Source organism: Methylophaga sp. UBA2012, assembly GCF_002335235.1.
GTDB lineage: Bacteria > Pseudomonadota > Gammaproteobacteria > Nitrosococcales > Methylophagaceae > Methylophaga > Methylophaga thalassica.
Genome location: NZ_DDCG01000007.1, coordinates 1 through 14,256, shown reverse-complemented (window position 1 = coordinate 14,256; position 14,256 = coordinate 1). Strand labels below are relative to the sequence as shown.

At 45.0% G+C, this 14,256-nt stretch carries 11 protein-coding genes and 1 pseudogene; 9 read left to right on the top strand and 3 right to left on the bottom strand.

Annotation, left to right across the window (positions count from 1 at the left end; translation table 11 throughout):
• Nucleotides 1-53: 53 nt before the first annotated feature.
• The 3 genes from accB to dsbD form a co-directional block, all read right to left on the bottom strand.
• On the bottom strand, nt 54-503 hold the full coding sequence (gene accB, locus B2248_RS06490) for an acetyl-CoA carboxylase biotin carboxyl carrier protein (protein ID WP_273178454.1): 450 nt from the start codon (nt 501-503) through the stop codon (nt 54-56).
• A gap of 22 nt (nt 504-525) precedes the next feature.
• On the bottom strand, nt 526-963 hold the full coding sequence (gene aroQ, locus B2248_RS06485) for a type II 3-dehydroquinate dehydratase (protein WP_273178453.1): 438 nt from the start codon (nt 961-963) through the stop codon (nt 526-528).
• Nucleotides 964-1,099: 136 nt separating this feature from the next.
• Nucleotides 1,100-2,917: a protein-disulfide reductase DsbD gene (gene dsbD / locus B2248_RS06480; RefSeq protein ID WP_273178452.1), complete on the bottom strand. Its 1,818-nt coding sequence runs from the start codon at nt 2,915-2,917 to the stop codon at nt 1,100-1,102.
• 140 nt (nt 2,918-3,057) lie between these two features.
• Here dsbD and B2248_RS06475 point away from each other — a divergent pair, with 140 nt between their 5' ends.
• The 9 genes and pseudogenes from B2248_RS06475 to B2248_RS06435 form a co-directional block, all read left to right on the top strand.
• Nucleotides 3,058-4,704: an inorganic phosphate transporter gene (locus B2248_RS06475; protein ID WP_273178451.1), complete on the top strand. Its 1,647-nt coding sequence runs from the start codon at nt 3,058-3,060 to the stop codon at nt 4,702-4,704.
• A 189-nt stretch (nt 4,705-4,893) separates the two neighbouring features.
• Nucleotides 4,894-5,586 (top strand): phosphate regulon transcriptional regulator PhoB, encoded by a 693-nt coding sequence (gene phoB / locus B2248_RS06470; protein WP_273178450.1) that lies wholly within the window; start codon nt 4,894-4,896, stop codon nt 5,584-5,586.
• 12 nt (nt 5,587-5,598) lie between these two features.
• Nucleotides 5,599-6,888: a phosphate regulon sensor histidine kinase PhoR gene (gene phoR / locus B2248_RS06465; protein WP_273178449.1), complete on the top strand. Its 1,290-nt coding sequence runs from the start codon at nt 5,599-5,601 to the stop codon at nt 6,886-6,888.
• 143 nt (nt 6,889-7,031) lie between these two features.
• Complete coding sequence (locus B2248_RS06460) at nt 7,032-7,988, top strand: PstS family phosphate ABC transporter substrate-binding protein (protein WP_007143991.1); 957 nt, start codon at nt 7,032-7,034, stop codon at nt 7,986-7,988.
• A gap of 134 nt (nt 7,989-8,122) precedes the next feature.
• The gene (locus B2248_RS06455) at nt 8,123-10,393 is read left to right on the top strand and encodes an ABC transporter permease subunit (protein ID WP_273178448.1); all 2,271 of its coding nucleotides are present in this window, start codon (nt 8,123-8,125) and stop codon (nt 10,391-10,393) included.
• Between the two features lie 13 nt (nt 10,394-10,406).
• Nucleotides 10,407-12,080, top strand: coding sequence for a phosphate ABC transporter permease PstA (pstA, locus tag B2248_RS06450; RefSeq protein ID WP_273178447.1), 1,674 nt, complete (start codon nt 10,407-10,409; stop codon nt 12,078-12,080).
• Nucleotides 12,081-12,083: 3 nt separating this feature from the next.
• Nucleotides 12,084-12,926, top strand: a complete 843-nt coding sequence (gene pstB / locus B2248_RS06445; protein WP_007143988.1) for a phosphate ABC transporter ATP-binding protein PstB — start codon at nt 12,084-12,086, stop codon at nt 12,924-12,926.
• 22 nt (nt 12,927-12,948) lie between these two features.
• Nucleotides 12,949-13,671 carry a phosphate signaling complex protein PhoU gene (gene phoU, locus B2248_RS06440; RefSeq protein WP_007143987.1) on the top strand — a complete coding sequence of 241 codons (723 nt, stop codon included), beginning with the start codon at nt 12,949-12,951 and terminating at the stop codon, nt 13,669-13,671.
• 139 nt (nt 13,672-13,810) lie between these two features.
• Nucleotides 13,811-14,256: pseudogene (locus B2248_RS06435) on the top strand (exopolyphosphatase); the annotation flags it as partial.

Here is a 14,256-nt window from a genome sequence, read left to right as displayed (position 1 = left end):
TAATCCACAATTCAGGGTGAGCAATGGCTATGCTGAGATAGCCAGCGTGACTGTTATTCGATAATGACTAGCGGCTCGTCAAATTCAACAGGGTCACCGTTTTCAACCAGAATAGCTTTAACTGTTCCGCTACGGTCAGCTTCGATTTGGTTGAACATTTTCATCGCTTCGATGATACAAATGACATCACCAGCAGATACGGATTGGCCAACTTCAACAAATGGCGCGGCTTCAGGTGATGATGAACGATAGAAAGTCCCCACCATTGGTGAGCGGACAGCATTGGCTTCATTGACCGTTTTGGCTGTTTCTACTGCGGGTGCTGGCACAGGGGCTGCCGCTGGAGCAGCATAATGAGCAGGTGCTGGAGCGCTGTAAGAAACAGCCGCAGAATGGTGATTACGACTGATACGTACTGATTCTTCACCTTCTGAAATTTCAATTTCAGATACGTCAGATTCTTGGATCAAATCAATCAGTTTTTTTATTTTACGAATGTCCATGCTAAAACCTTATATTTAGTCGTTATGGGTTGAGTTGTCTGATGGCAGATGCCAAAGCTAATTCGTAGCCTTGGGTGCCAAGTCCACAAATCACGCCTACTGCAATATCTGACAGGAAGGAGTGATGGCGGAATGTTTCGCGTGCGTGAATATTAGAAATATGTACTTCGATGAAAGGAATTTTGACCGCGGATAAAGCATCTCGTAATGCCACACTGGTGTGTGTGAAGGCAGCCGGATTAATAATGATGAAATCAGCCTTACCTCTGACAGCATGAATTTTTTCAATTAATTGATGCTCTGCATTGGTTTGAAAAAAATCGAGTTGGTGTGAGGCATCTGTTGCGATTGCATCCAGGCGTTGTTGAACATCGTCCAGCGTGTCAGCACCATAATGTTCAGGCTCGCGTGTCCCAAGCAGATTGAGATTGGGGCCGTTAAGCACAACAATATTCGCCATTGCGATCCTTCAATTACGGGTCAAAGATAATAGGCGGAATTGTGCACCAGCAAACTGATGATGTCCAGTTTATCGAAATAAAAAGCGGCTTTTTGTTGCTATTTTCGCCGAAAAGTCTGGTTTCTGGAGTTTTCTGTTATTGGCGCTGAATCTGCTTAATGTGATCTAAGAAGGTATCGGTTTTTACAAACCCAACCAGCCGGTGTTGCTTTAGTTCTTTGCCTGTTTTATCGAAAAACAACATGGTCGGAGGGCCAAATACCCGCAGTGATTTCAGCATATCCTGATGGACTTGCGTATTTTCCGTCATATCCAGTTGCAGCAAGGTGTAATTTTTCATTGCGGCAATGACTTCAGGATCCTGAAACGTTGTGTTTTCCATCGTTTTACATTCGGTACACCAGTCGGCATAAAAATCCAGCATCACCGGTTGTGTTGTGCTGGCCAGTCGACGATTCAGTTCGTTCAGATCGCTTATACGTGAAAAAGTAAGGTGTTGTGACACCGGTGACTTGTCAGAGCTTAGTGACATCGCCTTAAGCGGTTGCCAGACATTTTGGCTGCCACTCGCACCACCAATCATCAACATTGCGCCGTATATAAAGAGTATTAAACCGACACCTTTACTAAGTTTATTGAGATCCGTGGCATCAATATCAAGATGATTAAATGCGCCAAGGTAGACGGCGGTCACAATTAATAAGCCGCCCCAAAGAATCAACGTCAGCCAACCGGGGATGATGCGTTCCAACATCCAGATGGCCAGACCTAATAGCAGCACGCCAAACACCGATTTAATAAACATCATCCAGTTGCCGGCTTTAGGAAGCAGTTTGCCAGCCGATGTACCAATGATAAGCAGAGGTATACCCATCCCTATACTCAGCGCAAATAAAGCGAGTCCGCCTAATACGGGATCGGCATGTTGGCCGATAAAAATTAAGGTACCCGCCAGCGGTGGCGCCAGACAAGGGCCAACAATCAAGCCTGACAGTAAACCCATCATCGCTACTCCCATCAGTTTGCCACCCTGCTGCTTGTGACTGAGTTGATGTAGGCGGTGTTGAACGGCGTGGGGCAGTTGCAACTCGTATAAGCCGAACATGGATAAAGCGAGAATAACGAATAAGGCACTGAATGCACTGATTATCCATGGATTTTGAAACATCGCTTGTAAATTTTCACCGAGTAATCCCGTGATCACTCCGGCAATGGTATATGTCACTGACATCGCCAAAACATAGACAAGCGACAAGGTGAAAGCACGGCGGGTAGTGATGTGTTCTCCTTCGCCGACAATAATGCTGGATAAAATAGGAATCATCGGGAAGATACAGGGGGTAAATGCCAGTAACAGGCCCAATCCAATAAAGCCGAGAATGATTTGGCCTAGGTTTTCCTGTTCCAGTTTCTGAGCGATACGGTCTTGTTCGGTGAGTTGATTAGCAATGGGTTTGGCGTCATCCGCTTTTTGTTGCGGGGCCTGGCTGAGGGCTGGTAAAGCCAGATCAACTTGTTGCTCAGAAGGCGGATAACAAATACCAAATTTTTCTGAACATCCCTGAAAGCGTGCTTTGAGAGTAAATGTGCTTGGACCTTCAGGGCGCTCAATGGGAATGATCAGTGATAAATCATGATGATAAACCTGCACTAAACCAAAGGTTTCATCTTGCTTGTTTTCGCCTGCGGGTAGCGATATCTGGCCTAACTTAACGTTGTCATTACCAACCACTTCAAACTGAATTTTATTCTGGTACAGGTAGTTACCATCGAGTACTTTCCAATGTGCCAGAATGCTGTTGGCATCATTGACTTCTGCGCTGAATTGAAAAGCGTCTTCGACAAGTGGTGGGACCTCTTCATCACTGCCCAGACCTAAACCATCAAACAGGCTGCTGCGCGCATGTGCATTAAAAACGGTTAGCAGTAATATAAAAAATAAAAATTTTTTCATCAGTCTCAAATGCTTGTCAGAAGGTTGTATAACAAGACAATCATAGCAGGCAATAGTTACATCGGTCTTGTCTGGGGTATGCCTCATGTCACATTGCTGTAATAATTGCGCCGTTTTGGGTAGTTATTAACGGAATCATCGTGGAAATAAAAGACATCCATAAAATTGAAAAACAAGCCTACAAGAAGAGTCATGCTGAACTAACCAGAATCGGCATGGCCCTTTTTTTTATGGTGGCCGTGCTCGGCTACAGCTTTGTTACCAGTGGCGGCGTTCCCAATAATCTCTTTCTGGCAATAGCCACTGTCTTTGGCGCATATATGGCAATGAATATCGGTGCTAATGATGTTGCCAACAATGTCGGGCCTGCGGTGGGATCCAAAGCTTTGACAATGACTGGTGCCATTGTCATCGCGATGATCTTTGAGGCCAGCGGCGCCATTATTGCTGGTGGCGATGTGGTTTCCACGATTAAAAATGGCATCATCGATATCAATGCCTTTGGTCAGGAGAGTGATACTTTCATTTGGGCAATGATGGCCGCATTACTAGCGGCTGCTCTCTGGTTAAATATGGCGACATTTGCTCGCGCACCTGTTTCAACCACGCATTCTATTGTCGGTGGTGTGATGGGAGCAGGTATTGCCGCAGCAGGTTTTAATATTGTGAACTGGGGAACGATGGGCGCCATAGTGGGCTCATGGGTAATTTCTCCAGTGATTGGTGGTGTGGTGGCCGCCGCTTTCTTGTTTGCCATCAAAAAAACCATCATCTTTCAGGAAAACAAAATAGCCGCCTCGCTGAAATGGGTACCGGTGTATGTATCGATCATGGCATGGGCTTTTGTGACTTATCTGGTCTTAAAAGGCCTGAAACACATCTGGCCGAAGTTCTTAACCTTGGTCAATGACTGGTTGTTCACCGTCGACATCGTTGATAAACCAAGCATGTTGCAAGCATCAACTATTGGTTTGATCGTCGCTTTTATTTCCTTCTTTTTAGTCAAAGCCTCATTGCGCCGTCGTTTGCCCAAGCTGAAAAACGATCGTGAAAGCATCAATATTCTGTTTACCATCCCATTAATTTTTGCTGCGGCTTTATTGAGTTTTGCTCATGGGGCGAATGATGTGGCTAATGCAATCGGGCCGTTGGCAGCGATCCATGATGCTGTGATGACTGGCGGTATCAATGCCAAAGCGGGCATACCCTTCTGGGTAATGGCTGTCGGTGCCTTTGGTATTGCGCTTGGACTTGGCCTATATGGTCCCCGTTTGATTCGCACCGTGGGTGGTGAAATTACTGAACTGGATCAAATGCGTGCATTTTCGATTGCGATGGCAGCCGCTATCACGGTCATTATCGCCAGCCAGTTAGGTTTGCCTGTCAGCTCAACGCATATTGCTATTGGCGGTGTTTTTGGTGTTGGTTTCTTGCGTGAATGGATGGATAAGTCGAGTAGCCTCAAGCAAGAAATTGAGCGAGATAAACAAGAAATTCAGGAAGAAAAACGTTTATTAAGCGCATTACGCAGTGAGCTGAATATGTTGCTCGATAAAAAACAAAAATCAGCGGCTGATTACCAGCGCATCACTCAGTTATATAGCTCAATTGACCGTGAAAAAGACACGCTCAAAAAAGCCAAAAAAGTATTGAAGAAAGAAAAGAAAAGTCTTTACGTCAAACGCGATATTGTTAAAAAAATTGTTACAGCCTGGTTAATCACTGTCCCTGCTGCCGCAGTATTAGCCGCGTCATTGTTTTACATGATTAAGGGAATTATGAGTTAAAACAACGGCATGTGTTTTGACATAAAACTGTCATAAAGCCACATTTTCCAGCGGAAATTGTGGCTTTATATTTTTCAGATAGTCTATAAAGTAGCCTGCAATGGTAATAAAAACACGGTTGTTACGAAATTGTCATAATTCAGAGGTAAGATACTCGGACTATGATTGAAGAAATACTGGGATGAATTTATGGCTACAAGCGTATTAGTGGTTGAAGATGATGTCGCCATCAGGGATATGTTGACGTTCACCCTGAAACAGGCCGGTCTGACTTGCGAGTCGGTTGGTGATGCAGAATCTGGTTTGGACTTATTAAAAAATAACCAACCCGATATGATTTTACTCGACTGGATGTTACCTGGCATTGATGGCATTGAGTTTATTCGTCGTCTGCGTGCTAACGAGTTTTTGGCCAATATTCCCGTCATCATGCTTACTGCCAAAGGTGAAAGCGAAGACATGGTCAAAGGTCTTGCTGTTGGGGCTGATGATTACGTCAATAAACCTTTTTCACCACCCGAGCTTATCGCTCGTATTAAAGCGGTATTACGTCGCTGCCAGCCGCCCGAAAATGAAGATGCTCAGAAACTCCAGTTTGGCAATTTAGTGCTGGATACAAAAAGTCATCGTGTCACTGTTGATGATGTGCGTGTTGAATTAGGGCCTACCGAGTTTCGCTTATTACACTTTTTCATGAAAAATCCTGAACGCGCATATGGTCGCTCACAGTTACTGGATTATGTCTGGGGCGATACCGTGTACATTGAAGAACGTACCGTCGATGTCCATATACGTCGTTTGCGCAAAGCACTTGAGCCAACAGGCCATGATCAATTTATCCAGACCGTTCGAGGTGTTGGATACCGTTTTTCAGTCGATTAAGCGAACTGAAATATGCAATGGGATAATTGGCGGCTACTGACACTAGTCAGTCTGGCAGGTTTTGTCGGGCTGTTATTTGGTCAAATGATGGCGTTTATGTTTGTTGCCACTTTGGCCTATGCTTTGTGGCTTCAGCATAACTGGTACAAACTCTGGTATTGGTTACAAAAACCCAAAAAACGTCGCTCGCCCAGTGCAGAAGGGGTCATTGATGATGTCTGTCGTCAGATTGAGCAGATGCGTCAACAAAATAGTAATCGGAAAAGAAAACTAACCGGATACCTTAAACGCTTTCAATCAGCAACAGCCGCCTTACCGGATGGCATCGTTGTCTTGGGTGAGTTTGGTGAAGTGGATTGGGCAAATCAGGCCGCTCGAGAGTTATTAGGCGTACGCTGGCCCCGGGATAACAATGTCAGGATCAATAATCTCATTCGTGAACCTGCTTTTCAGCACTTACTGGAAAATCATATCCACCTCGGCGGCACGACGACGGTCAAATCACCGCTGAATGAAGATGTGCAGCTGGAAGTCAAGCTGGTGAACTACATGGGCTCGGGCCGCTTATTGATTGCCCGTGATATTACCCAGACCATCAAACTTCAGCGTATGCGTCGTGACTTTGTTGCTAATGTTTCGCATGAACTAAAAACACCTCTAACCGTTTTACGAGGTTATCTGGAAGCGTTTACCGAAGAGACCGATCCGGAACAGTGGAAAATGGCTCTGCCAGCAATGCGTCAGCAAAGTGAACGTATGCATTTGATGATTAAGGATTTATTGGTCTTATCTCAGTTGGAGACTGGAGAAAAATCATTACGTCGTATTCCTACTGATGTGGACAAGTTGCTGCATTCCATCATTGAGGATGCCAAGGCATTGGAGCACTACCATGAGCATCAGTTCAGTCTCCATCTGGAAACAGATAAATGGTTGATTTGTGATTTGGGTGAAGTACGAAGTGCAATATCTAATCTGGTCTTTAATGCGGTGAAATATACTCCTGCGGGTTGCAAGGTCACACTCAGCTGGCGCGAAACAGATGATGGCGTCTGCATTGAAGTAACGGATGAAGGGGAAGGTATAGCGGCTCATCACTTAGATCGGCTGACGGAACGTTTCTACCGTGTTGATAAAGGTCGTAGTAGTGATGCTGGCGGCACAGGGCTGGGCTTAGCGATCGTTAAACACGTGCTGCAAAGACATGGCGCAAGACTGATTATCACTAGCGAGTTAGGCAAAGGTAGCAGTTTTAAATGTTGCTTTCCTGAGACAGCAGCAGTGGAGAAAATCCCGGTATAAATGCCCGTTAAACAAAGAAAAAATGCCTCTGTCATCTCTTTGTCATATATTTTTCATATGCTTGTCACACGCTAAACTCATACTACCTAGCGCTTACGTTAATAACGTTGCTTTTTTCTTTTAATTTTTGGGAGTTGAACACTATGTTCAAGAAAAACCTTGCTCTGCTAGGTGCTGCAATGACGATGGCTTTCTCGCCGCTGACATTCGCTGGTGATATTGATCCTGCTTTACCTGACTACGAAAAAGTGAGCGGTATTTCAGGTAGCTTATCGAGTGTTGGTTCAGACACATTAGCTAACTTGATGACAATGTGGGCTGAAGAGTTCAAACGTGAATATCCAAATGTGAGTATTCAAATTCAGGCTGCAGGTTCTTCAACTGCGCCACCTGCATTGACTGAAGGTACTTCTAACTTTGGTCCAATGAGCCGCAAAATGAAAGATAAAGAAGACGCGGCATTTGAAGCAAAATATGGCTACAAAGCCACACCCATTCGTGTCGCTATCGATGCTTTGGCTGTCTATGTGCACAAAGACAACCCAATTGATGGTCTGACTATTCCTCAAGTGGATGCGATTTTCTCTGCAACCCGCACCTGTGGTTACCCAGAAGACATTACTAACTGGAAACAGCTAGGTCAGGATTTAGGTAACATCCAACTTTACGGTCGTAACTCTGTTTCCGGTACTTATGGTTACTTTAAAGATCACGCTTTATGTAAAGGTGACTACAAAAACAGCGTAAATGAGCAACCTGGTTCAGCATCAGTGGTTCAAGGTGTTACAAAATCGCTTAACGGTATTGGTTACTCAGGTATCGGTTATAAAACGTCTGGTGTTAAAGCACTTGCTTTAGCTAAAGAAGAGGGCGGTAAAATGATTCCTGCAACATTAGATAATGCAGCGAATGGTTCTTACCCGCTTTCACGTTACTTGTACGTTTACATCAACAAAGCGCCTAACAAACCATTAGCGCCAATTGACCGTGAATTCATTAAAATGATCCTGTCAAAAGTGGGTCAGAAAGTGGTAGTAAAAGATGGTTATATTCCACTACCAGACTCAGTTGTAGAAAAAGAACTGCAAAAGCTGCAATAAAACAGCATTTGTCATGATCGGGAAGACGCCTCGTTTTTACGGGGCGTTTTTTCTAAATTTATCGCTAAAAACACTCTAAGTCAGTATGTTTAGCAATAAATAAAGCTGAAAAATAAATGAAGTGGTATTGCTAGATGCAAGAACAAACAGTCGAAGATAGTGTATTACCTGCGCCAGGTTCCAAAGTAGCAAATCGCAGACGTGCATGGCGTGAGGTGAAAGATCGTATTGCCAAATATGGTGTGGCAGTCGGTGGTATTTCAGTCATCCTGGCTATTGTGCTGATTTTCTTTTATCTGCTCTATGTGGTGATGCCCTTATTTCAAGGGGCAAGTCTGAAGACAGAAGCGACATATCACAGCGATTTTAAACAACCTGCCTTTTTATCCCTGAATGAATACAACACGGTGGCCATGGCTGTCGAAGCTAGCGGCATGGTACGTTTTTTTGATGCCAAAACCGGCAAAACGATGACCGAAACCTCACTGCCATTGGCGGGGAAAACCATCAGCACTGTCAGTGCTGGTGCCGCAACGACAGGTGTATTTAGTTATGGTTTTAATGATGGCAGCGCATTAGTCATTAAAGAAAAATACAAAGTGACTTATCCAACGGGAACACAACGCGTTATCGTGCCAGAAGTCACTTATCCATTAGGTGAAAAGCATGTTGTGATTGATGATCAAGGCAAGTCAATCAGCCTGCTTTCAGTTCAGAGTTATGAAGATAAAACAACATTCATTGCTTACACCGAGGATAAGCGTCTAATACTGAAACGCTTTGAGAAAGAAGTGGATTTCCTTGATGACACCCAATTTACCATCAACGAAGAAAAGCATGAGATCCCCTTAACGGATGTCAGTGATCTGACTCAGGTCAAACTGGATGTTGATCAACGTGAGCTTTATCTGGCCGATGATAAGGGCTTTATTTATTACTACGATGTTCAGCAGCTAGATAAACCGCGTTTAATTCAGAAAATCAAAGCGGTACCCACAGGCGTGGATATTACGAGCTTTGAATTTCTGACAGGCGGTATTTCTATTCTGGTGGGACGCAGCGACGGTCAGATTGATCAATGGTTTCCGGTCAGAGACAAGGACAATAACTACACCTTACATAATGTGCGTAGTTTTGATGCTCAGAGCAGTCCGATCATTGCCATTGCACCAGAGCAAGCCCGTAAAGGCTTTTTAACGCTGGATAAAACCGGACATTTGGGGATTTATCACACCACCGCTCACCGGACATTATTGGTTGAACCATATGTCGACAGTGAAGCGGTTATTGGCCTCTCACCAAGGGCAAATGGTCTTATCAGCATGACTGATAATGGCGATGTGAAGTTACTGGATATCCATAACGAACACCCTGACATCTCTTGGCATTCCTTATGGGAAAAGGTCTGGTATGAGAGCCGTGATAAGCCTGAATATATTTGGCAGTCATCATCAGCCAGTAATGATTTTGAACCTAAATTTAGTTTAACGCCATTGACTTTCGGCACCATCAAAGCGGCCTTCTACGCGATGTTGGTAGCTGTTCCTCTGGCGATTATGGGCGCAATTTTTACCGCCTATTTTATGTCGCCTAGAATGCGTAGCTTTGTGAAACCGACCATCGAAATTATGGAGGCTTTGCCAACGGTTATTTTAGGTTTCCTCGCGGGTTTATGGTTAGCACCATTAGTCGAAGACCATTTGCCTGGTGTGTTCACATTACTGTTTATGTTGCCGGTGATGATTATTTTGACTGCCTGGGGCTGGACAAAATTACCTAAAGCCTGGCGCGAACGCATTCCTGATGGCTGGGAGCCAGCAGTGTTGATTCCAATTGTGTTGTTAGTCGGTTATGTCTCGATGGCGACCAGTGGTGCGATTGAATTGTGGCTGTTTGATGGCAATATGCCGCAATTTTTAAATGATGTCGGTATTAACTATGACCAGCGTAATTCGCTGGTAGTCGGACTGGTCATGGGTTTTGCGGTGATTCCGACAATTTTCTCTATTACCGAAGATGCGATTTTTGGTGTGCCGAAACATTTGACGATAGGTTCATTAGCTTTAGGTGCAACCCCATGGCAAACCATGACGCGAGTGGTGTTGCTGACGGCGAGTCCAGGTATCTTCTCTGCGGTGATGATTGGTTTAGGCCGTGCTGTCGGTGAGACGATGATTGTATTGATGGCGACAGGTAATACACCGATTATGGACTTCAATATCTTTGAAGGCTTCAGAGCGTTATCCGCGAATATCGCTGTAGAGATGCCAGAGGCTGAAGTGGCTAGTTCGCATTATCGCGTATTGTTCCTGGCGGCATTGGTATTGTTCTTAGCGACATTTGTGTTGAATACCGTTGCTGAAATTGTGCGCCAGCGCTTACGTAATAAATACAGCTCGCTGTAGTTAGGAATATAGAATGAAACAACGTTCTTCAATGAAAATCTGGTTTGATAGCGGTAAACCTTGGGTTTGGTTAAATGCCGGCGCGGTCAGTATCAGTCTGGTGATGGTCATCGGCTTGATTGGTTTGATCGCCGTGAGAGGCCTGAGCCATTTCTGGCCTGCTGATATCGTTGAGCTGACCTATGCCGAACCCGGCGAAGAAAAAATCATGCTGGTGGGTGAACGCGTGGATCATGAAACGGTGCCTGCCGCTCGTTTGGCTTTATCAGGTGTGCATTTACCCGAAGGCCAGGAAACAGCCAATCGAACCTTATTAAAGATAGGCAATCGTGACTTTTTTGGTCTCGATTTTCGTTGGATTAACGATCCCTGGATTGAAGATACACAAAAACCTGACGGCCTGATATCAATAGAGCGACGTGAATGGGGCAACTTTTATGGTTATCTGGTCAATGTTAAACAGCAGGGTGAAGTTATCGCTGAGGGTGAACAGGCCTGGGATGCATTTCAGCAACGATTAGCCCGAAGTAATGCTTTGTATAACAAGATAAAAGATATCGAAAAGTCGGATATTGGCAAGATCAATCATGGTCTTGAAGAGCTGCGAATTGAAGAGCGTCGATTAGAGCTCGATAAGGTTGAAAAAGGCACGACACCGTATCTGGAAATTGAAGAGGAACGTAAGCAACTCAATACACGTTATGCAAAAATTCGTGAAGAGTTAGATGAATTATATTCAGAGCTGAATCGCGATCAAATCACCGTCAAGATTTCTGATGGACGTGAAGCCGAAATACCAATGGCAAAAATCGTTCAGGCATATAAACCGAATGCGATGACTACGCTACAGAAGCTGGGCCAGTATTTCCACAATGCCTGGGAGTTTGTGTCAGGCGAGCCGCGTGAAGCAAACACGGAAGGTGGTATTTTCCCGGCGATTTTCGGTACAGTCATGATGGTGATGATCATGTCTGTACTGGTCACGCCGTTTGGGGTAATTGCAGCTGTTTATCTAAAGGAATATGCCAAACAAGGTGCTGTGGTTCGATTGATTCGTATCGCGGTCAATAATCTGGCTGGTGTGCCATCAATCGTCTATGGTGTATTTGGTCTTGGTTTTTTTGTTTATTTCATCGGTGGTAGCGTGGATGAGATTTTCTTCCAGGCCAAACTACCAGCCCCTACCTTTGGTTCACCAGGTTTATTATGGGCCTCGTTAACCTTAGCGATTTTGACTGTGCCGGTGGTCATTGTCGCAACGGAAGAGGGCTTGTCGCGTATTCCGAGAGCGATTCGTGAAGGTAGTCTGGCGCTTGGGGCGACAAAAGCAGAAACCTTGTGGCGAACAGTATTGCCAATGGCCGCACCGGCGATGATGACGGGCTTGATTCTGGCTGTCGCCAGGGCGGCAGGTGAGGTGGCGCCGCTGATGATGGTTGGGGTGGTGAAACTGGCACCGTCACTAGCGATTGATAATATTGCGCCATACCTGCATTTGGATCGTCAATTTATGCACCTGGGTTTCCATATCTATGATGTGGGTTTCCAAAGCCCGAACGTTGAAGCCGCCAGACCGCTGGTCTATGCCACGGCATTTTTATTGGTATTGATTATTGTTGTGCTGAACCTGGCAGCGATTGGTATTCGTAATCGTCTGCGAGAAACTTATAAAGCAAGTGAGAGTTAAACGATGGAAGCAGTCAAAGAACAGAAAAATGTATCGCGAGGCATTGATATTGAGTCGATGCAAAGAGGGCCTCGTGTGAACCTGGATAATGAAACGCTGTGCCTGCAAGTCAAAGACTTTAACCTGTTTTATGGTGATAAACAGGCTCTGCACAATATCAATATGCAGATTCCAAAAAATCGAGTGACCGCGTTTATCGGCCCCAGTGGTTGTGGTAAATCAACGTTATTACGCTGTTTTAACCGAATGAACGATCTGATTGACTCTGTCAGGATGGAAGGTCAATTATTGCTTGATAAGATGGAAATTAATTCACCCTCAGTGAATGTGGCGGATTTACGCCGTCAGGTCGGAATGGTATTTCAAAAACCCAATCCATTTCCTAAGTCTATCTATGAAAACGTGGCGTATGGTCTGCGTCTGCAAGGTGTCAATGATCGTTCTACTTTGGATAAAGTGGTCGAAAAATCATTAAAAGGCGCCGCCTTATGGGATGAAGTCAAAGATCGTCTTCACGAGTCAGCGATGGGTATGTCAGGTGGTCAGCAGCAACGTCTAGTGATAGCCCGTGCTATTGCTATCGAACCCGAAGTCTTGCTGCTTGATGAACCGGCCTCGGCTCTGGATCCACTCTCTACATTAAAAATTGAAGAGTTGATTTACGAACTGAAAGAAAAGTATACGATTGTTATCGTGACTCATAATATGCAGCAAGCGGCGCGGGTATCTGATTACACTGCATTTATGTATATGGGCGAATTAATAGAGTTTGGTGCCACTGATGAACTCTTTACCAACCCAAGTAAAAAACAAACAGAAGATTATATTACCGGCCGTTACGGTTAATCCGGGCTGAGGAGAGACGCATATGGTTACAACTACTTCCCAACATATTTCGCAACAATTTGAGAATGAATTACAGGATATCCGTTCTCGTGTTTTAGCGATGGGTGGTTTAGTCGAGCAGCAAGTTCATAACGCGATGGAAGCCCTGATTAAAGGTGATGCCGATATTGCTCGTGAAGTGATTGCTTACGACGATGAGGTAAATTCATTAGAAGTCAGTATCGATGAGGAATGTATTCAGATTATTGCGCTTCGCCAGCCAACGGCAGGGGATTTACGCCTTGTGTCCGGCATATTAAAAACCATCACCGATTTGGAACGCATTGGTGATGAGTCTGTGCGTATTGCAAGAATGGCACTGAATCTGTCTGAAAAAGATCGTCCCAAGCATAATTACCGTGAGCTGCAGGCCATGGGTAATCATGTGCGTGGCATGTTACGCGATGCATTGGATGCTTTTGCGCGATTTGATGTGGATATGGCTTTACGCGTGGCAAAAGAAGACCGTGAAGTCGATGCCGAATATGAGGCGATTTTACGTCAGCTAATGACCTATATGATGGAAGATACCCGAGCCGTTACTCGCGTGATTGATATGATGTGGTCTGCGCGTTCATTGGAACGTATTGGTGATCATGCTAATAATATCTGTGAACACATTATTTATCTGGTGGAAGGTAAAGATGTGCGCCATTTGAGTATCGAAAAAGCCGAACAAGTGATTAAAGGTCAACTTATTGAATAAAAAAAGAGGATTTTCGTCACGACTAAAAAGGGCCTGGTTGCGTTTGAGACCAGGCTTTTTTTATGGAAAAGATGATTTAACATTGTTCACCAGCAACCAGCTAGTGCAGAATAAACCGAAAAACGAACTGACAGGTGCTATGGAAGAAACAAATCATGATGTGCTGGCGGCGGTGGACCTCGGCTCTAACAGCTTTCACATGATCATCGCCCGAATGCGTGATGGCCATTTTCAAGTGGTCGACAGACTTCGGGAAATGGTACAGCTCAGGGCTGGACTGGATAAACATCACTACCTCTCACTGGAAGCTCAGGAACGCGCTATCGCTTGTCTGGAGCGGTTTGGTGAGCGCATAAAAGATTTACCTTATGGCAGCGTCAGGGTCGTTGGCACCAATACGCTTCGTATTGCACATAATTCACGGCGTTTTCTGCGTCAGGCCCGGCTTGCCTTGGGTCATCCGATTGAAATTATCACCGGTGAAGAAGAAGCCCGACTGATTTATCTGGGCGTGGCTCACTCGTTGGGCTTTGATGACAGCCGCCGTTTAGTGATGGACATCGGCGGTGGCAGTACCGAATTTAT